Genomic DNA, 19,024 nt, shown 5'->3' on the forward strand with positions numbered 1-19,024 from the left:
ACGATTTGCTCTTGAGCTGATCGGCAGTTCGGTAGTGAGGTCACACTGGAGGCCTGCCATTGTTGGCTTCCGGTTGCCTGCACTTGGCTGCTCCGCTAGCATCAATCCCGCAATAGAGCGGATTGTACGATGCGTTTCATGCTTCAGGGATCGCGGCGATATTTCGGGCATCCGTTCGATCGACGAGAGGTCTTGGGCTTCGTCGGCACGCTGCTTGCGTCAGCAGCCCTCAGTTCGCCCGTGCGCGCCGCCGATCCTGCCGGCCGCGTTGAAGAGGTCAAGGGCGAAGCGTTTGTCGATGCGAGCAGCCAGCAGCGGCCTTTGCAGAAAGCGTCCTCGCTTTTTGTCGGTGATCGCGTCGGGACGGGGCCATCCTCCCGGCTGACGATGTTGATGGGCAAGGACACGACGATCAAGCTCGGCGAAAAGGCGCAACTGGTCATCGACCAGTTTCTTTCGACGACCGGAGGCGAAATCTCGCTGCAGTCTGGTCCGATGCTTTTTGACCGGCCGAGTGGGAGCCGGTCCGTCCCAATGAAGATCAGGAGTTCCTACGGACTCATTGCCGTCCGCGGCACAAAATTCTTTGCCGGGCCGAGCAACGGCGTTTTTGGCGTGTTTGTCGACCACGGCACGGTCACTGTTTCCGGAGGCGGGAGCGAGGTCGTGCTACAGGCAGGAGAGGGGACAAACCTGGCCACTCCGGGTTCGAAACCCTCCGCGGCCACTAAGTGGGGCACCGAGCGGATTCGCGGTGCTTTGGACAGCGTTAGTTAGCTTCTCTGATCAATTCGCACGGCATGCAGGAAAACTTCACGATGGAGATCCTGAAGGCGCGGGGAGATTTTCTGGTCTGACGTCAAATCATTGCAAACCGAGGCCTTTCATTCAGGCGACAAATGTCCAGCAAAGATACTCTCGTTTCTCTTCTGTCGAAAACCGAACTCTTCAAGGGCCTGGCTGTCGAGGATCTCGAAGCCTGCATTCCGTCCTTTCGCGAGGCCAAATTCAAAAAGGGACAGGCGCTGTTTACGCGCGGTGAGCGCGCGACGGGCCTTTACCTCGTCGCGGAAGGACGTGTGCGACTGGCGATCGCCACCGAGGATGGTCGCGAATTGAGCTTTCGGCATGCGACAGCGGGCGAATTGCTCGGTGAAATTGCGGCGCTTGATGGCGGCACAAGGAGCGCCGATGCCACCGCCCTCACGGCGGTGACGACCTACCGGCTCGACAAGGAGGATTTTCGCAAGCTTTGGACCGCGCGACCGGTGCTGTCCGAGCGGCTGATATCGTTTCTCTGCAGCCGGCTGCGGGACACCAGCGGACAACTTGAGTCGATCGCGCTTCATCCGATGCATGTCCGGCTGGCGCGCTTCTTCCTGGTCGCGATTGGCGACCGCAAGCCCGTGCCGGGAAAGCGGCTGCCGCTTGATCTCGGCATGTCACAAGGCGAGCTCGCCCTGCTGCTCGGCGCCAGTCGTCCCAAGATCAACGAGGCACTGGGCAAGCTGGAGGAAGTTGGCGCAATTGGCCGCACGCTAGACCGAATCTTCTGCGATCCGCTCAAGCTCGCCGAAGTTGACGGGTCTCATGCTTAGCCAGCTGGGCAAGACTCATTCAGGCCTGATTGCCGGAGTTCTAGCGCTCGCGCTGTTCCTCGCCGCCCTATTGTTGATGCCGAGGGAATGGCGGAACGTATCTCGTGAACGGGCATTCGACGTGGTGCTTGCGGCCGACCGGCAGATACGCCGATCGAAGCCGCAAGCGACGGCTAGCGGCGTTCCGGTCGTCGTTGTCGATATCGACCGGCGCACGCTTGACGATTTGGGGCCGTGGCCGTGGCCGCGCGAGACGATGGCGCGCCTCGTCGAAGCGGTGGCCAGTGGCAAGCCGGCCGTCGTTGGAATCGATGTCCTCTTTACGCAGGTGGATACCCGCTCTCCAGCCGCGCTGGCGCGACAGCTCGGCTCTCTCACCGGCAATCAGGATATCAGCGCGCTCGCCGGCGGACTTCTCGACGGTGACAAGCATCTCGCCGCGGCGATGAAGAGCGTTCCGGTGGCGCTCGGATTTGTTCTCGATGCCGACAAGGCCGACGCCGTTCCAGGGGTGCCGGTTCTCGCACGCCACCCGGTCGTGCTGGATGGCCTCTGGCGTATGACCGGCGGCCTCGGGCCGGTGTCGCCGCTGGTCGACGCGGCGAAAGGGCTTGGCGCGCTTTCGTTGCCTGGAGACGCAGATGGCAGGATCAGGCGCGTACCGCTCCTCGTCGGCGCCGGCGAAGCGACGCGACCGGGTCTGGCGCTGGAAGCGATCCGGCTGTTTGAGCGCTCGCCGGCCTATTCCGTCGATACCAACCCGCAGCGGATCATCGTCGGCGATCTCGAAGTGCCGCTGCCGGGCGACGGCCTGTTGCGATTGGCCGGCGCCGATATCCGCAAACGGGAGGCACGCACGATCTCCGCTGCTGACGTCGTCAACAACAACGCTGTGCAACGCGCGCGGCTTGCCGGCGCTATTGTATTGATCGGCGGGTCGGCGCCGGAGCTTGGCGGATTGCGCGAAACGGCAACAGATCCGCTTGTCCCATCGGTCGAGATTCAGGCCGATGCCATCCAGCAGATTTACGCTCGCCGGGCGCCACAAGCGGCCCCGTTAGGCTTTGCTTTGACCCTGATCATGGGATTGATTGCCGTGGTCGCGGCGTCCGCTTTGTCGCCGGTGTTGGGTGCCTTTGTCGGCCTGACCGCTTTGGCGGCTCTCTGGTCGGGGGCGATCCTCGCGTCTCTGGTCGGGGATCGGCTGATCGATCCCATGATGCCGTCCATCGGAGGCCTGTTCGTCTTTATGACATCCTCCGTGAGCTCTTACGCGCTGGTGGCCCGTCGCGAAGCGCGCATCCGGAGCCGATTCGAGCAACATCTGGCGCCTGCGGTTGTGAAGAGGATCGCCGAGAATCCGGGCCTCTTGAAGTTGAGCGGCGAGAAGCGCGAGATCACTGCGCTGTGGACCGACATCGAGGACTTTACCGCGATGACGCATCGCGCGGGACCCGAACAACTCGTCGCCGTGCTCGACGAATATATTGAAGGGATGGCGGCCATTGTGATGAAGCATGGCGGGATGGTCGACAAGATCGTCGGCGACTCCGTGCACGCGTTCTTCAACGCGCCGCTCGATCTCAGGGATCACCCGCAACGCGCGCTCGACTGCGCCGAGGAGATCCGGGTATGGGCGAAGGAATTCCAGTTACGGAACGAACCGTCTCACATCGGCTTTGGCCGCACGCGTATCGGTATCGAAACCGGTGAAGCCATTGTCGGCGATATCGGGATCAGGTCAAAGCTCGACTACACTGCCCACGGCGATTCCATCAACTCGGCGGCGCGCCTGGAGGCGCTCAACAAGCGCTACGGATCGACCATCTGTGTCGGCCCATTCGCGGCCGCGCGCTGCACGACAACCCTGTTCAGGCCGCTCGGTGTCGCGTCACTGCGCGGCCTTGATGTGCCCGTCGAGGTTTTTGAACCCTGGCCGCCCGAGGCCTCGGCGGATTGGCGCGAACGATACATTGCGGCGTATCGGTTGATCGAAGGCGATAAGGCTGGCGCGGCGCAGTTGTTTGAGGGCTTGGCCGCAGAGTGTCCCGGCGACCCCGTTCCGCGCCTGCTGGCCGCGGAGTTGCGGGCCGTGCTGTCGACGTAGACAGGCGCGGCGCTCACAGCCTGGTCGGCGCACCGCTTCCAAGAATGGCGGCAATAGCGGAATTGCCCTCCGCTTCGAGCGCTGTGATGCGGTCCCGCGCCCAGAGATAGGCTGAGTCGAAAATCTCGGTGTGGCGTTCGAATTCGGTTACTCCGACTCCGGCCGGAATCGGTGGCCGCATGACGTGATCGAGCGGTGCGGCCGGGATCGTATCATAGCGCTGATGGGCGACGAGACTCCGCCACAGCACATTGACCGCGTTGGGTGCCGCCGGAAGCAGCTTCTTGCGGAACGGCACCAGCATCGCCGCAGCCAGTTCCAGCCGGCCGGGCAGCGCCGCGTAGTCGACGTCAAACGTCTCGACCTCGGGTTCGCCGAAATGCACGACCAAATTGGGGCCGCTCTTGAGTTGATGCATCGGATCCAGTGGGACGTTATCGATCAGGCATCCGTCGACCAGCATCGCGCCGTCCTTGGTGTAGAAGGGCGGCAACAGCCCGGGTATGGCGCTCGATGCGCGCACCGCCTGCCAGAGCAGCCCTGACTGGATCAGTTCGAGGCAGTGCGTCGAAAGGTTGGTTGCGACCGCCGCGAAAGGCCGCCAGCAATCCTCGATCCTGCATTGCGCCCCGTATTGTTCGGCGAGCGCGCGATCGAACGCCTTGTGATCCAGCAGCGCGTATCGCGGCCAGGTCGGGCGGCGGAAGCTGCGGCTCTTCACGAAGATCTCGTGGGCGCCGCGTTCGAGATGGTCAGCCTCGTAGTTCTTGGCAAAGCCGGCGGCCATGGCGGAGCCGACGCTGGTTCCGACAAAGATGTCGAACATCACGCCGCGTTCGCGAAACGCCTTGTAGATGCCGGCATGCGCGGATCCGAAGCTACCGCCTCCCGCGGCTACGAATCCAATCGCACGCCCGGACAGAAAACGGATCAGGCTGTCGATGTCGAGCTGATCCTCGAGCGCGACGTGGTGGTGCATGAAGCAGGGCAGGCGCGCGAGCCACGCCGTGGTGCCGCTGACTTCGCCGCTGCGCCGGTCATGGATGCGCACGATCCGCCGGGCCGACACCGGATGCACCTGGCAGGCGAAGGTTTCGATATCGGTCAGGCCCTCCGCAGGCGCATCTCCGCGACATGCCAGCACCACCATGTCCGCCTGCCGGATCGCCTTCCGCGTCCAGGCCGGCACCTCACCGCTGCCGAGATAGATCACGAGCGGCGAAACCTGTTCGAGCTTGTTGAGCCAGTCGGTGACTTCGGGGGCATCCAGTGTCCGGCCGGGAAACATCGAGCTGACGCGGGCCGGATCGACGATCTGGGCGTTGGTGCCGGCGAGGGTCTCGCGCATGCGTCGATAAAAGTCGGCTGGAATCGGCTCAAAGCCACCATCGATCAGCGCCACCGTGCGCGCCATCGGCGAAGTGCGCGTCGTTGGAATCTGTTCCGTCCGCTTTGCAAACCGAAGCGCGAGCGCTGCAAGCAGCGCCTCGGCAATCGCCGGCGTGTTTTCCGCAAGACTTTGATAGGCGGCGCGCGTCAGCACGAGCACGCTGGTGTCGCGGATGGCGATCACATTGGCGGTACGAGCAAGGTTGGCGAAGAACCCGATTTCACCGACCAGTTCTCCGGCGCGCAGTTCGGCGATCGGGAGGGAGTCGCCGCTCCGGCGTACCGCGAGGGCGCCGTGCAACACAATGTAGAGTGAGTCGGCAGGGTCCCCCTGCGCCACCAGCATTTCGCCGCGGACGAGGTCTTGCCGGACCATGGCATCAAAGGTCTTGAATCGCTGCTCCGGCGTGAGCGCCTTGAACAACGCGAGGTCCTCCGACAGCCTTCCCCACGCAAATACCGGACCTGGCTTACTCATCGGCGCCTTCCACTGCGAGGCTGTGATGCTATCGCCAGCAGAGCTCGACGGCGAGCGATATCAGGTTCGGCGTTGCTTATTGCGGTATTTCGTAACGGTCGACGGCTGGCCGTGGCCGGACAGGCGTGTAGGGGATGTTCGTTGCTGCGCAGCAAAACGCGATGCGGCACTGCAACGATCGTCCAAAACAAAAGGGACCGCCTGTGGAGGCGGTCTCTTCCGTGCTGTCAACGCCTTCAGCCTTTAGAAGGGGAAGATGTTGCGGATGAGGTTGCGGAGCCAGCCGAGGCCGTCGCCCCCACCGGTGCCGTTGCCGCCGCCGCCGCCGCCGCCGCCGGTGCCGCTGCCGTGCCCGCCGGCAGGCTTGCCGCCGCTAACGATGGAAAGCGCTTGGTCGTTGAGAAGTTCGTGGTTCATGGTCGCCTCCTGTTTTGTAGCGAAGGGATGATCCGCTTCGTCTATGGTCAGGAGAGACCGGCGCGCGGCCTCGCGCAGTGACTGGCTTCGCGCTGCGAACGACGTTCGCGCCGGTGATTCATATCACTAAAGCAATTGGCGCTTGGCGAAGGAAGCAAACGTTCCCGGCGTGTTGCTGAGCTCGTCATAGCTTCCGGTCTGCACCACCTTGCCATCGACGAGCACGATAATGCGATCCGCCTGGCGGACCGTGGAGAGCCGGTGCGCAATGACGATCCGCGTCACATTGAGGTTGCCGAGCGAGTTGCTGACGATCGCCTGCGACTGATTGTCGAGCGCACTTGTCGCCTCGTCAAACAGCAGAACACGCGGCCGGCGCGCGACCGCGCGGGCGATCATGATGCGCTGCCGCTGGCCGCCGGACAGCGTATTGACGCCTTCGGCGACCACGGTGTTCATGCCCATCGGCATCGCCTTGATGTCGTCCTCCAGACCGGCGAGCCGCGCCGCCTCCCAGGCCTGGTCGAGCGGCAGCTGGACGCCACCGCAAATGTTGTCGTAGAGGCTGCCGGTTGCCAGCTTGCCGTTTTGCAGCACGACGCCGAGCTGACGGCGCACCGCGCTGATGTCGAGCGTATCGATGGCCTTTCCATCGAGGAATACCGTGCCGGACTCCGGCTTCTCGAATCCCAGCAGCAGCCGGAACAGCGAAGATTTTCCGCTGCCTGACGGACCGACGATGGCGACGTATTCGCCTTGCGCGATTCGGAGCGAGACATTCTCGAGCACCGGTGGACCGCTTTGCGTATAGCGGAAGGTCACGCGCGACAGCTCGATCGTTCCGGACAGTTCGCCGGGGGATTTCCGTTCGTCCGACAGTTCGGCTGCCCCCGAAATCAGGGGCCGAAGGCGGGTGATGCGGGGGATGGCGATCAGCGATTCGCTGATGCCGGATGCCCAGGCGCCGATCGAGGCCATCGACTGCCCGAACGCGGAAAAAAACGCCAGGAAGCCGCCGACATCCAGCAGCAGCTTGCTCTTCAGATAGGTCGCCGCCGCGAAGATGATGAGGGTGGCGATCAGCGGATACGCCGTCTCGAAAACGCCAAGGGCATTGGAGGCCTTCTGCGACGAAATGAAATTGCGCTTCTGCCCGGCGAATTGCTTTGACCATACGGCGAGCGCACGCGCGGTCGCGTCGGCGACGCGCAGCTTTCCGATGCCGGCGATCAGTTGCAGCACGAAGCCGTCGATCTTGCCCTGCTGGGTAAAATACTTGTTTTCGTAATAGAGGCGCAGCGCGCTGGTGGCGATGATCAGCAGCGCCCGGATCAGCGTCAGCAATAGCGCGATCAATCCCAGCTTGACATCATAGTAGAGCATCAGGCCGATGCTGAACCAGGCGAACACGCCCATCAGCATGCTGCGCAGCGCACGCCCGGTGAAGACCCGGCGCGCCGCGTCGATGCCCATCGAGCGGTCGACGAAATCGCCGACGGTGTATTCACGAAACAGCGACGTCGGCAGCCTGAGTACCCGATCGATCACCGCGGCCTGCAACCGCCAATCCATCAGGCCTTCGACTTTCAGCATCGCGAGCCCCTCCATCGTCTGGATACTGGCGATGGCGATGGCCGTGACGGCGAGGGCGAGGGCGCAAAACGTGAGTTGATCGAGTTCGCTGCGGGGGATCACCGAATTGATCAGGACGTTGGTGATCAGCGGCGTCACCAGCGACAACAATCCGATCGCGATGATCGCAATCGCGATGCGAAGGAAGCTGCCGGTGGAGTGCCGGAACGAGAAGGTCAGCAGATCCCGGAACCGAAGTGGGCGGGCCGGAAGCGCCGGATAGAACGATACCGCCTCCGGCGCCAGCTCCATTGCGACCGAGCGATCGACCGGCCGCTGCGTTCCGGTCGTTGTGTCGAGCATCACATAGCGGCGGTTTCCGCGGCGAACGAGCGCGACCGGATTTCGTGCCTCGCCGTGCCATGCGACCAGCGGCCCCCCGTCCTCGGTCCACCACTCGCCCCGCAACAGGGTCCGGCGCACGCGCAAGCGTGCCGCGCGGGCGATCTCGACGGCACCATTAAACCCGGCTTGGGACAGGACGGAGCGGGGCGGGACGGAGAACGGCATCCGGATCGCTTCGACGACGATCCGGCAGGCGTTGAACAAGGGATCCGCCGAGTCGGTCGCCATCTCGGTGTGGGCGGAGCGCTGCACGACGACGTCGGAAAGGCGCCCAAAGGATTCCGCGGTCTGCGTTGTGATCAATTCGGTGCGAAGCACGAGACGCCGGGCCTCCCGCTCGACGTCTCGGGCCAGATATTCCCTGATGCAGCTGGCCACGCTGAGATGGAACTGGTCGATGGCGCCCCACAATTGGTCGACGTCCGGCATCGTTTCACTGCCGAGCGCACTGCAGCCTGATTGACCCGCCTCGATCCACATGCCTGACGTCAGCGGCAGCGGCGGTCCATCAGCGGTGCTCGACGGTTCAAGCCCCATCGGTTTCGCCGTCCCGGCTTGCAGGGAGACCCAGACAATGCTGCGCGCCGGGCCGCGGCGCCGTTCGCCCGGCGGGATGGCGGCCGCGCCATCGCTCGCGACTTCGAGCATGTCCCAGCTCGGGTTGGGTCCGGCGATCAACCGCGCAAGCCGCCTGATCCAGGTGGTGACCGAGTCGAGGGACTGAACGTCCATGCGCGGCACAAGCAGGCCTTCGGTGCCGGGGCTTCCGACCGCGAGCACTTGAATTTGTGGATCCGACCGATTGAAGCCTTCCTGCAGATCGAGAATGATCTCTCCACTCTCGGCCCGAAACAAATGGTGCCGGGCGCCGTCGGTACTGCCTTCGACAAGCCGGACCGCGAAGACATCGACATGCCCCGCGGTGATCTGGAGCGCGTAGCCGCGGTGATCAAGCAGCTTTGGATGCCGTCCATCGAATGCGATGTGGCCCGCCGGATGGGCGGTCCCTTCCCGGTTGGCCATCGCGTGGGCCTGCTGGAGGAGAGATTCACTCATTCCTGCGCCACCAGTCTTGCGTACGTGCCCTGAAGGCCCATCAGTTGTTCGTGGGTGCCCCGCTCGACGATCTTGCCCTGCTGCAGCACAATGATCTCGTCGCAGTCACGGATGGTGCTGAGGCGGTGCGCGATGATGATGCAGGTGCAGCCGCGCCGCCGCAGATTGTCATCGATGATCTTTTCGGTGATCGGATCGAGCGCGCCGGTGGCCTCATCGAGTACCAGGATGGAGGGATTGGAAACCAGCGCCCGGGCGATCTCGATCCGCTGACGCTGGCCGCCGCTGAAATTGGTGCCGCCCTCGTTGATATAGCAGTCGTAGTTTCCCGTTCGCGTCGCGATGTCTTCGTGGATGACGGCATCCTTCAATGCCTGCGAAAGGTCGGCCTCGGTGATGGTCGAGTCCCACAGCGTGAGGTTTTCGCGTGCCGTCCCCTCGAACAGGAAGATGTCCTGGTCGACATAGGTGATCGAGTTCGCAAATACCTGCGGCGGGATCTCCTGCAAATTCCATCCGTCGACGCGAACCTCGCCAGCCCAGGGTTTGTAGAGACCGCAAATCAGCTTTCCGAGGGTCGATTTTCCACTGCCGGAAGCGCCGACAAGGGCCACCCGCGAACCCGGATGGATGTCGATCGAGATGTTGTCCAGCAGCGGCGGCTCCAGGATCGAGTAGCCGAATTTGATATTGCTGAGCTCGACCCGGCCTGTCAGTTTTGGCGGAAAGCGCTCGGGCGCGATCGTTGGCTTGTCCGACTTTCCGAGCGGATAATTGTAGACGTCTTCCAGGCGTTCCAGCCCGCCCTTGATAGTCTGCACGTTGCCGAAATAATTGACGAGTTCGGTCACCGGTTCGGAGAAGCTTGCCATCAGGGACTGGAAGGCCACGAGGCCTCCGAGGGTCAGCGATCCCTCGATGACGCGCAGGCCGCCAACGCCGAGAATCGCGGCCACGGTCAGTCCCGTGAACAGCGTCGGCAGCATATCAAGATAGATCGAGGAGGCGCCGAGTTCCTGCTCGGCGTTCAATGCCTTGGCCTGGATGCCGGCCCATTGACCAAACGCCTCATCCTCCAGACCGCTGGCCTTGAGGGTTTCGATGCTGCGCACCGCGCTGACGGTGGAGCCGACGAGCTTGCCTTGCTCCAGCGCGAGACTGCGGCTGAGATCCTCGCGGCGCCCTCCGATGAACTTCAACGCCAGCACATTCGCCAGCGTCATGCTCACGCCAATGATGGCCAGCGGGAGATCGTAGATGGCCATCGCCGCGGCGAAGAAGACGATCGACGTCAGATTGAGCGCATTCGATGCGACGCCGCTCGAGAGCAGGCGGCCGATCTGCTCGTTCGCGCCGACGCGGTTGGAGATATCGCCGGCGTGACGCTGGGTGAAGAACTCGACCGGCAGCGCCATGACATGCCAGAGAAAGCGGCTGACCATCACAACCGAAAGCTTGGTCTGCAGCCGCAGCAGCAGCGATTGGCGCACCAGCGTCAGCAGCGCGCGGATGATCGCGGTCAAGGCCATGCCGATCAGCAGTGGAATGAACCAGCTGCTGGTGCGCTGGATCAGGATGTTGTCGATGAATATCTTTGAAAAGCCGGCAGCGACGATGGCGGGCACCACCAGCGCGAGGCTTACGAGCACCAGCAGGCCGACGGGGGTCTTCGAGGAGCGCAATTCGCGCAGCAGCAAACGCAACCCTTGCGGCTTGCTGCCCGACCGCTGGAATTCCGCTGTCGGCTCCATGGTGAGCGCAACGCCGGTGAAGGCGAGATCGAGCTCGGCCATGTCGGTGCGCCGGCGTCCGGTCGCGGGATCATTGATGTAAACGTCGCTGCCGTCGATCCCTTCGAGCACCACGAAATGATTGAAATTCCAATGGATGATGCAGGGCATCGGCAGTTCGTGCAGCGTCGTCGGCTCCTTGCGAAAACCCTTGGCATCGAAACCAAAGGTGCGCGCCGCCCGGACGATGTTGCTTGCCTTGCTGCCGTCGCGCGAGACGCCGCACGAAACGCGAAGCTGCTCCAGTGGAATCCACGCGCCGTGGTGCGCGAGCACCATCGCCAGCGCGGCCGCGCCGCACTCAACGGCTTCCATCTGAAGAATGGTCGGCGTCTTCTTGACGTTCCTGCGCCAAAACAGCCTTCGGAACCGGTGCCAGAGGGAAGGCGGCCGGAACTGGGGCGGAAGCGGTTGCTGCGGCGGGGCGCTATCCATCAATTCCGGTCAACCGCCTCAAGAGGGGCACCACCAGATCGAGCGGACGCTGCCGCCGTGTGGTGATTTCCGCGCGCGTCAGCGTTCCGCTGGAGAGGCGGATCGGCGGCCCCTGTCCAACCGCCCAGCGGTATCCGCTGACGGTTTCGGGGTCCTGCTCCAGGCTGACCGTTGCGGCGTAGGCGGCTCCTTCCTTTGAAAACCGGGTAACCAGATTGTCGTTGTGGAGTACGGCTGCCATGCCCTGCGGCGTCATCGGGAAGTCCGATATCGTCACGACGGTGCCGACCATGGTCCCGAATTCCTCGCGCTTCACCGTAGAGGGCTCGATGCGGACCGGCATCCCGAGCTTGACGTTCTTGCCGCGCTCGGCGGGAATATAGATCAAGGCTTCCAGCTTCTGGCCTTCGCTTTCGATCGCGACGACAGGTGCACCGACCGCAAGCACGGCGCCCGCCGAGACCTTGATTTCGAGCACGCGACCATCGACCGGGCTGATGATCTGGGTGTTCTGGGTCAGCAGTCCTGCGGCGGATTCCATCTGCCGGCGGGCGTCATTGAGGGCAAATTCGGATGTCTGGCTCTCACGTTCGCGCTGGGTTTCCAGATCGGTCTGTGTCGTCCGGATCTTCAGGATTTCATTGAACGTGTCTTCTTTTCGCTGCTGGGCGTCGTTGAGATCCCGGCGACGCTCCTCAAGCGTGCGTCGCGTGGTCAATCCCTTCGCCATCAAATCCTCGAGGGTTTTGACGTCGTTCGTCAGGTAGTCGATGCGCTGCGTGGTCGCCTTGATGACCTGGTTGAACGCAGCCTCCAGCTTCGCAAAATTCTGTGCCTTTGACGCAAGCTCACGCTTGGTCTTCTCTATCAGGTCAGCGTGCTGGCGTTCCTTCTCGCGGAAAACTTCGACGGCAGCCTGGTGGCGTTGCTGGATGTCGGTCTGAACGATCTCCGCGATCGGTTGCCCCTGGGCAACGCGGTCACCGACCATGACGCTGATGGTTGCCAACCTGCCGGCGGCGGCAGAGGATGCCTCGACGACGCGGCCGCCACCGCTGATCAGAATGCCCTGGCCTTCAGCACGGGTAGGGACGCGGCCGACAATGCCCCATGTGACGGCTGCGATAAGGGCGATGCAAATGGCAAATACCAGCATCCAGTCGAACGGTCTGGTAATGCGGACCAGATGATCAAGCTGTTCGGGCGATGCGGCGCGCTGCAGCGCTACGGCGCGAAATGTCCGCTGCGAGAGATCGGTCATTTTCCCGGGTCCGTAACCAAACCGGGGACGGCCTCCCCAGCCGCGAGCAGTCGCTGATTTTTTCGATCACGCACAGCTCTATTCCTCTCGGGGCAGATAATACACAAAAGCCGATGCAGAACAACCAAACGGGCCTGCCCACCCACACCGGAACGCGCGTTCGTCGTGCAAAAATGACGCAGGGCAGGTTCGGTCCGCTCTAGCAGCGCATGCAATCGCGAACTATGCTTGGCGACCAGGTCTGAGGCTGATCCAATGGGCGTAACCGCCGTCTGGAAAATGATTGGCAGAGTGGTGGGGGGCGGCAAGAAACCCGCTTGCGCGCCCAATGGGCGATCCATAACTCGCCTGTGTCGCGAATGGGTGCGGCCGCTCGCCCTCGGCGTCACGATGCTCCTGCTGGCGCCGAACGTGTCCAGCAGCGGCGTCCTCAACGAAAGCGATTTCAAAAAGGTCGAAGCCATAAAACCGCTATTCCAGACCTTGATGGGTGATCTCGTTCAGACCGCCAAGCGACCCGATATTTCCACTGGCGACGCCGATTGCATCACGTCGACAATCCGGGAACTGCTTCAGATCTCCGAGGAGCTTTCGAGTTACGAATATCTCATCACGATCGAAAAGGAGGTGACCGACATGGGCGAGAACAGCCCGGTAAAGGGCGTCGTCAAATTCGCGATCGAAAAGACGAATACGATTCTTGCCGAGGAACGAAAACGATTGGTTCAATTGTCGGACCGCTGTTCGCGCTTCCCGCTGGCCTTCGGCAAAACGCAGCAGGCGCTGCAATTCATCGATACGACAACCAATCTTCTCAATTCCATTCAGGTACGCCTGTGAGTGAGTGGCGTTCATGCCTGTCCCCTTTATTCTGTGACTGCCAGAATAGGTTTGCGCGTTAGCTTCACCGTGACGGACGTCACAAAGCGCCGACGCGGCTTAAGGCGCTGCGCTGCTACCGTGAGAAGTCCGCGCTTTGCCGCCAGCGAGCAGAACCCGCAGCCGCCGGGAGCGGGCGTGGTTCGGCGGATTCCACATCAGCTCGAATCCAGTACCTGCATCGCCATACCGTTGACGCGCGCAGCGTCGGCAACGCCGGTGCTGAATCCCTGACCGGTTACCGTTGCCGGGCGGGAGATTCGATTTGGCTAGCGCCGCCATCGGGGCGGGGATCGCGCTGTCCGGCGCCAGCCGTCGCAACGGCAAGACCACCGAGCCGCAACAATATCGGCACCGATCCAGCGAGACAGGTTCATCCGCCGGCCATGCCGGCAGCAAGTCCGTGAAATGGCGTGTCAGCGACACCGTGCGCTGCATCGGCGGTTATGTCGGCCCGCCCGGCGGTGTGCGGACTTGGCGGTCCGGTGCGGGCCAACGCCCAAAATACTCCGCTCCGCAGGCGAGCCCCCGGCAGAACCACAGCCATTTCACCCCTAAGATTCTCTTTGCATATCTTTGTATACACAGTTATACGTAGCGGAAAGTCCCGATCTGGCTTTCTGGGAGGCCGCGATTTCCAACACTGCTGAGGACGACACGCTTGTGATCTTCCCGGGCCCCGCGTCATCGCGGGCCGCCGGCGGGCTCGCCGAGCATGCCTATCGGGCCATCCGCAATGCGATTCAGGAAGGCCAACTCGAAGCCGGCCAACGTGTCCTCGAGCTGGAGTTGTGCGCCTGGCTCAAGGTCAGCCGTACGCCCATTCGCGAGGCGATGCGCCGCCTGCAATCCGACGGCATGCTGGTTCATGCGCCGGGCGGCGGGCTGTCGGTCGCGCAACACGACCTGCGCGCGGTGGCCGAACTCTACGATGTGCGCGAGCGGCTTGAAGGGACTGCCGCGGCACTGGCTGCACGCTTTGCCGACGCGACCGAAATCCACATGCTGCAGGCGATGCTGGATTCGCATCGTCAATTGCCTGATGACCCGAAACTACACGCCCGGGAAAACACTCTCTTTCACGAGCAAATCTACCGCGCCGCTCACAATCGGTTCTTGATCAAGAGTCTGCAGGACCTGCATGACTCTGTCGTACTGCTGGGCCGCACCACCTTCGCGGCACCCGGCCGTATCGCGGAAGCGCTGGGAGAGCACCAGGCGATCGTTGCCGCCATCGCGCGGCGCGACGAGGCTGCCGCCGAAGAGCTGGCCCGCCGTCACGTCCGCCGCGGCTACGAACTGCGCCTCAGCGCGATGGCCGAGGCCGCCCGCGCCGGATCGCAACATTGGATCGATAGCCGGAAAGAAACGCCCGACAAAAAGTAATTCCGAACAAGACGTGGCAAAGGCGCGCGCCGCAATCGCCGCCTTGCTGCGATCCACACCAGGTCAATCCCACAGGAGTTGAGTAATGAACAAGTATGACGTCATCGTCGTTGGTGCGGGCAACGCCGCTCTGGCTGCCGCGGTGTCCGCCAAGGAGAATGGTGCCGAGCGCGTCGTTGTGATCGAGAAGGCGCCGCGGGAAATGCGCGGCGGCAACACGCATTGGAGCGGCGGCGTGCTGCGCTTTGCCTTCGACGATCCCCGGGAAATCGGCGAACTGCTCCCCGACGTCGAGGATGAATACGAGAACTTCTATGACGGCGTATCGCCGTACTCGAAGGAGGACTTCCACGGCGACCTGATGCGGGTCACCAGCGGACGTACCGATCCGGTGCTGTCGAAGCTGCTCGTCCATAACTCGTTCGACACCGTGAAATGGATGAAGAAGGTCGGCGGAATCAAGATGGAGCCGGCGATCACGCTTTCCGCGGTCAAGAAGGACAATGTCATGGTGTGGGCGCGCGGCCTGGTCGTGCGCGCCGAACACGAAGGCGTCGGCCTGTCGCGGAGCTGGTTCTCGACCGCCGAGCGGCTCGGCATCGAAATTCGCTATGGAACTGCGGCGACCGAGCTGCTGGTGGGCGACGATGGCAGGATCAACGGCGTCAAGGTGCGTGATGACGACGGCGTCTCGGTCCTGAATGCCAGGTCGGTGATCCTCGGCTGCGGTGGATTCGAAGCCAACGTACAGATGCGCACCCAGCATATCGGTCCGCTGGTCGGTGCGGCGAAGGTGCGGGGCACGCCGCACAACCAGGGCGACGGTTTGCGGATGGCGATGAATATCGGCGCGATGCCGTGGGGACAGTGGAGCGGCTGCCACGCCACGCCGATCAGCGCGGATTGGGGCGAGTTTGCACCACGCGAACTCACCGATCGCAGCAACCGGCTGAGCTATGTCTATGGCGTCATGCTGAACCGCAAGGGACGGCGCTTCGTCGACGAAGGCGAAGACGGTGCGCTGTTTACCTATGCCAAGTTCGGCCGGGCGATCCTGGCTGAGCCCGGTGCCAAGGCCTGGCAGATCTTCGACTCCAGAGTCGTTCACCTGCTGGAGCCGCGCTACCAGACCAGCAAGCCGATCACCGCCAACACGCTGGAAGATCTCATCGAGAAGCTCGACCTCGACGACAGGGATCAGGCGCTGAAGACGCTCGACGAATACAATTCCTGCGCCCGCGAGATGGACGACGGCTTCGATCCGACCAAGAAGGATGGTCTTTCCAGCAAGGGGCTGGCGCTGGAGAAAACCAACTGGGCGCTTCGTATCGCAAAACCGCCGTTCTACGCCTACAGCGCCACCGGCGGCATCACCTTCACCTTCGGCGGGCTGAAGGTGAATGAGACGGCGCAGGTGATCGGCACCGATTGGCGCCCGATCAAGGGCCTGTTCTGCTGCGGCGAAATGGTCGGCGGCCTGTTCTACGACAACTATCCGGCGGGTACCGGTCTGGTGTCGGGCGCGACGTTCGGGCGGATTGCAGGGCGCAGCGCGGCAGCGGCGGACTGAAGTCTGCACGGGAGAACCGACATGAGTGATGCGTCTGTTGCATCGTCGAAGGCAGGTTCGGCAGAGCACGCTTCGTCCGGAACCACGCTGCTCCAGCATCTGGCGCAACGGGTGTTGGCCTTCGAGAAGCGTCAGCTCACAAAGGGAGCGGTCGCGTCGGCAAGAGCCTGCATCCTCGATGCGATCGGCGTGACCCTGGCCGGCTATCCGGAATCCTGCACGCAGATACTCCTCAAGACCCCGGGCGTCGCCACGGCGCCCGGACCCGCGCTGATTTTCGGCTCAGCGCGGCGCACCAGCGCACTCGATGCCGCGCTCGTCAACGGCACCGCGTCGCACGCGCTCGATTTCGACGATTTCAGCGGCATCATGGGCGGCCATCATTCGGTGCCGCTGGTATCGACGCTGTTTGCGCTGGCAGAGGAGCGCGGCGGGACCGGCGAAGACCTCATTGCCGCCTACGTGATCGGCGTCGAGGTTGAGATCAGGCTGGCGCGGGCCGTCAATTTTCATCACTACGACAAGGGGTGGCATCCGACGGCGACGCTCGGCATTTTTGGCACCGCGGCGGCCGCCTGCCACCTCATGAAGCTCGATCACGCCAGGACGACGATGGCGCTGTGCATTGCGGCCTCGCTGGCAAGTGGCCTCAAGGCCAATTTCGGCACCATGACCAAGCCGCTCCACATCGGTCAGTGCTGCCGCAATGGCCTGCTTGCGGCCTTGTTGGCCGAGGCGGGATTTGACGCCGCTACCGACGTGTTCGAGCATCAACAAGGCTTCCTCAACGTCTTTAACGGGCCCGGCACGTTCGACCCCGATAAGCTCTTTGAGAACTGGGGCGCGCCGTGGGAGATCGAGGCGAAATCGATCGCGCTGAAGCAATTCCCTTGTTGCGGTAGCACGCATCCCGCCATTGCCATGGCGCTCCAACTGCGGCGCGAGGACAAGGTTAAAGCCGCTGATATCAGCCGCATTGAAGTGCTGCCGCATGGCCGGCGCCTGCGCCATACCAACAATCCGCATCCGCAGACGTCGCTGCAAGCCAAGTTCAGCGTCCAGTATGTTGTCGCACGCGCGCTTCGCTATGGCGTGCTTCGGCTGAAGGATTTCGAGGGCGATGCGCATTTCGATCCGGAGATCACACGGCTTCTGGATCTCATGACCGCAAGCCCGCACCCTGATATGGCCGACGATGCTGAGGACCAATGGGGCACGGAGGTCATTGTGACGCTCAAGGACAGCACCCGCCTCTCGCGGCGCGTCGACAATCTTGTCGGTCGTGGCGGTGATAATCCGATGAGCAGCAGCGAACTATGGGACAAGTTCAACGATTGCGCGGCACGCAGCCTTCCACGTGAGCAGATCGCGCCGCTGTTCGAGCGGCTTGAAACCCTCGAAAAAGTCACCGAGATCGCGCAGGTCACGCGGCTGCTGGAAGTCAGCGAATTGCACAAGGCGCCGGCTAAGAAGGTCGTCTTCGCGCCGCGTGGCGCGCAGGAAGCGCCGGAGACGACCTGGGTGCCTTGAGAGGGGCTTCCAACGACCTGACGCTATCAGGCCGGCTTGGCCCAGTTCTGATACATCTTCAGCAGCGCCACGATATCCTGCCCGCGAAAGCCCTCGGCCAGTGCCAGCGCATAGAGTTCGCGCGTCGCGGAAGCCGAGGGCGTCGGCATCTTCGTCATGCGCCCGAGTTCGACCGCGAGCGCCAGATCCTTCTCGCCCAACTCCATCTTGAACCCCGGTGCGAAATCACCCTTGATCGCGTTCGGAAAGCGCTTGGTAAAGTGATGCGAGCGACCGCCGCTGACCGACAGCACGTCGTAAAGCTTGTCCGGCTCGACGCCTGCGGCCACACCGAGCGCGAAGGCTTCCGCGGCGACCAGGACGTTGCCCATCGACATCATGTTGTTGACGATCTTGACGACCTTCGCGGTTCCGACCGGGCCGGTGTACTTCCAGTCGTTGCCGAGCAGTTTCAGGATCGGCTCGGCGCGGGTCACGTCGGCTAGTTCGCCGCCGGCAATGAGGATCAGCTTGCCGGCGCGCGCCTCGTTGGGACTGCCGCTGACCGGGCAATCGACCACCGCGATCCCCTTGGCTGCAGCCGCTTCGGCGGCCTGCCGCATCGTCTGCGGATCGATGGTGCTGAGCTCGATGCAAAGTGTGCCCTTGGCTGCATGCGCGACGATTCCATTGGCGCCGAGCCAGGCCTCCGTCACGGCTTTCGGATCTGGCAGGCTGGTCAGCACGATTGAGCGGCCCTCCAGCGCTTCCGCGATACTCGATGTTATCCGAAAGCCGTCCTGGGTCAGGCGCGCGCGCTGATCGGCGCTGACGTCGTATCCGACGACGTCGAGGTTCGACTCCCGCAGTCGTCCCGCCATCCCCGATCCCATCTGCCCCATTCCGATGACCGCGACCTTCTCAGACATGTCCTTCTCCCGATTCTTTTGTTGCGAGGTCGTGTGAGCCATCGCTGAAGCAGACTCATCGCCCGACTCTATACAGAGGCGCCGGTGCCAAGGCGACGGCGCAGCCCCGCAGACGGCGCAACGGCGTGCACCAATGCCGCATGATGAAAACTGTAGACAGTTTGGGGTGAGGGCGGTAGCGTCCGTGCAGTTCGGCCGGCCACCGCCACGGTGCTCGCGGCCCCGGCCTCAACAGATCATCAA

Annotated in this window: 13 protein-coding genes; 7 read left to right on the forward strand and 6 right to left on the reverse strand. The window is 63.0% G+C overall.

Annotated features, from left to right (window positions below):
* The first annotated feature begins 129 nt into the window (after window positions 1-129).
* From JQ567_RS15120 to JQ567_RS15130, 3 genes are all read left to right on the forward strand, one after another.
* Window positions 130-777 carry a FecR domain-containing protein gene (locus JQ567_RS15120; RefSeq protein WP_212439559.1) on the forward strand — a complete coding sequence of 216 codons (648 nt, stop codon included), beginning with the start codon at window positions 130-132 and terminating at the stop codon, window positions 775-777.
* 122 nt (window positions 778-899) lie between these two features.
* Window positions 900-1,598: a Crp/Fnr family transcriptional regulator gene (locus JQ567_RS15125; RefSeq protein ID WP_212263861.1), complete on the forward strand. Its 699-nt coding sequence runs from the start codon at window positions 900-902 to the stop codon at window positions 1,596-1,598.
* Window positions 1,591-3,705: a CHASE2 domain-containing protein gene (locus JQ567_RS15130; protein ID WP_212439560.1), complete on the forward strand. Its 2,115-nt coding sequence runs from the start codon at window positions 1,591-1,593 to the stop codon at window positions 3,703-3,705. Before JQ567_RS15125 ends, JQ567_RS15130 begins: the two co-directional genes overlap by 8 nt.
* 13 nt (window positions 3,706-3,718) lie before the next feature.
* On the opposite strand, the gene JQ567_RS15135 is transcribed toward JQ567_RS15130, so the two are convergent.
* From JQ567_RS15135 to JQ567_RS15155, 5 genes are all read right to left on the reverse strand, one after another.
* Complete coding sequence (locus tag JQ567_RS15135) at window positions 3,719-5,572, reverse strand: patatin-like phospholipase family protein (RefSeq protein ID WP_212439561.1); 1,854 nt, start codon at window positions 5,570-5,572, stop codon at window positions 3,719-3,721.
* Window positions 5,573-5,815: 243 nt separating this feature from the next.
* Complete coding sequence (locus tag JQ567_RS15140; RefSeq protein WP_212439562.1) at window positions 5,816-5,989, reverse strand: hypothetical protein; 174 nt, start codon at window positions 5,987-5,989, stop codon at window positions 5,816-5,818.
* Between the two features lie 126 nt (window positions 5,990-6,115).
* Window positions 6,116-9,022, reverse strand: a complete 2,907-nt coding sequence (locus tag JQ567_RS15145) for an NHLP bacteriocin export ABC transporter permease/ATPase subunit (protein WP_249165473.1) — start codon at window positions 9,020-9,022, stop codon at window positions 6,116-6,118.
* Window positions 9,019-11,172: an NHLP family bacteriocin export ABC transporter peptidase/permease/ATPase subunit gene (locus JQ567_RS15150; protein ID WP_409363603.1), complete on the reverse strand. Its 2,154-nt coding sequence runs from the start codon at window positions 11,170-11,172 to the stop codon at window positions 9,019-9,021. The genes JQ567_RS15145 and JQ567_RS15150 overlap by 4 nt, the downstream gene beginning before the upstream one ends.
* A 67-nt stretch (window positions 11,173-11,239) precedes the next feature.
* A complete protein-coding gene (locus JQ567_RS15155; protein ID WP_212439564.1) occupies window positions 11,240-12,508 on the reverse strand; it encodes an NHLP bacteriocin system secretion protein in 1,269 nt (422 codons plus the stop codon).
* A 363-nt stretch (window positions 12,509-12,871) separates the two neighbouring features.
* Here JQ567_RS15155 and JQ567_RS15160 point away from each other — a divergent pair, with 363 nt between their 5' ends.
* From JQ567_RS15160 to JQ567_RS15175, 4 genes are all read left to right on the forward strand, one after another.
* Window positions 12,872-13,348, forward strand: a complete 477-nt coding sequence (locus JQ567_RS15160) for a hypothetical protein (protein WP_312017403.1) — start codon at window positions 12,872-12,874, stop codon at window positions 13,346-13,348.
* Window positions 13,349-14,050: 702 nt separating this feature from the next.
* Window positions 14,051-14,773 (forward strand): GntR family transcriptional regulator, encoded by a 723-nt coding sequence (locus tag JQ567_RS15165; protein ID WP_312017404.1) that lies wholly within the window; start codon window positions 14,051-14,053, stop codon window positions 14,771-14,773.
* Between the two features lie 85 nt (window positions 14,774-14,858).
* Window positions 14,859-16,343 carry an FAD-dependent tricarballylate dehydrogenase TcuA gene (gene tcuA / locus JQ567_RS15170; protein WP_212439565.1) on the forward strand — a complete coding sequence of 495 codons (1,485 nt, stop codon included), beginning with the start codon at window positions 14,859-14,861 and terminating at the stop codon, window positions 16,341-16,343.
* A 21-nt stretch (window positions 16,344-16,364) separates the two neighbouring features.
* Window positions 16,365-17,873: an MmgE/PrpD family protein gene (locus tag JQ567_RS15175; RefSeq protein ID WP_212439566.1), complete on the forward strand. Its 1,509-nt coding sequence runs from the start codon at window positions 16,365-16,367 to the stop codon at window positions 17,871-17,873.
* A gap of 26 nt (window positions 17,874-17,899) precedes the next feature.
* Here the strand turns inward: JQ567_RS15175 and JQ567_RS15180 are convergent, their stop codons facing one another.
* Window positions 17,900-18,823, reverse strand: coding sequence for an NAD(P)-dependent oxidoreductase (locus JQ567_RS15180; RefSeq protein WP_283816505.1), 924 nt, complete (start codon window positions 18,821-18,823; stop codon window positions 17,900-17,902).
* Window positions 18,824-19,024: the final 201 nt, after the last annotated feature.

Source organism: Bradyrhizobium sp. AUGA SZCCT0431, assembly GCF_018131065.1.
In the GTDB taxonomy this organism is placed as follows: Bacteria; Pseudomonadota; Alphaproteobacteria; order Rhizobiales; family Xanthobacteraceae; genus Bradyrhizobium.

Bases quoted from the DNA above. Each gene is read 5' to 3' on its own strand.
- JQ567_RS15120 (WP_212439559.1), top strand. From the start codon at position 130: ATGCGTTTCATGCTTCAGGGATCGCGGCGATATTTCGGGCATCCGTTC.
- JQ567_RS15125 (WP_212263861.1), top strand. From the start codon at position 900: ATGTCCAGCAAAGATACTCTCGTTTCTCTTCTGTCGAAAACCGAACTC.
- JQ567_RS15130 (WP_212439560.1), top strand. From the start codon at position 1,591: ATGCTTAGCCAGCTGGGCAAGACTCATTCAGGCCTGATTGCCGGAGTT.
- JQ567_RS15135 (WP_212439561.1), bottom strand. From the start codon at position 5,572: ATGAGTAAGCCAGGTCCGGTATTTGCGTGGGGAAGGCTGTCGGAGGAC.
- JQ567_RS15140 (WP_212439562.1), bottom strand. From the start codon at position 5,989: ATGAACCACGAACTTCTCAACGACCAAGCGCTTTCCATCGTTAGCGGC.
- JQ567_RS15145 (WP_249165473.1), bottom strand. From the start codon at position 9,022: ATGAGTGAATCTCTCCTCCAGCAGGCCCACGCGATGGCCAACCGGGAA.
- JQ567_RS15155 (WP_212439564.1), bottom strand. From the start codon at position 12,508: ATGACCGATCTCTCGCAGCGGACATTTCGCGCCGTAGCGCTGCAGCGC.
- tcuA (WP_212439565.1), top strand. From the start codon at position 14,859: ATGAACAAGTATGACGTCATCGTCGTTGGTGCGGGCAACGCCGCTCTG.
- JQ567_RS15175 (WP_212439566.1), top strand. From the start codon at position 16,365: ATGAGTGATGCGTCTGTTGCATCGTCGAAGGCAGGTTCGGCAGAGCAC.
- JQ567_RS15180 (WP_283816505.1), bottom strand. From the start codon at position 18,823: ATGGCTCACACGACCTCGCAACAAAAGAATCGGGAGAAGGACATGTCT.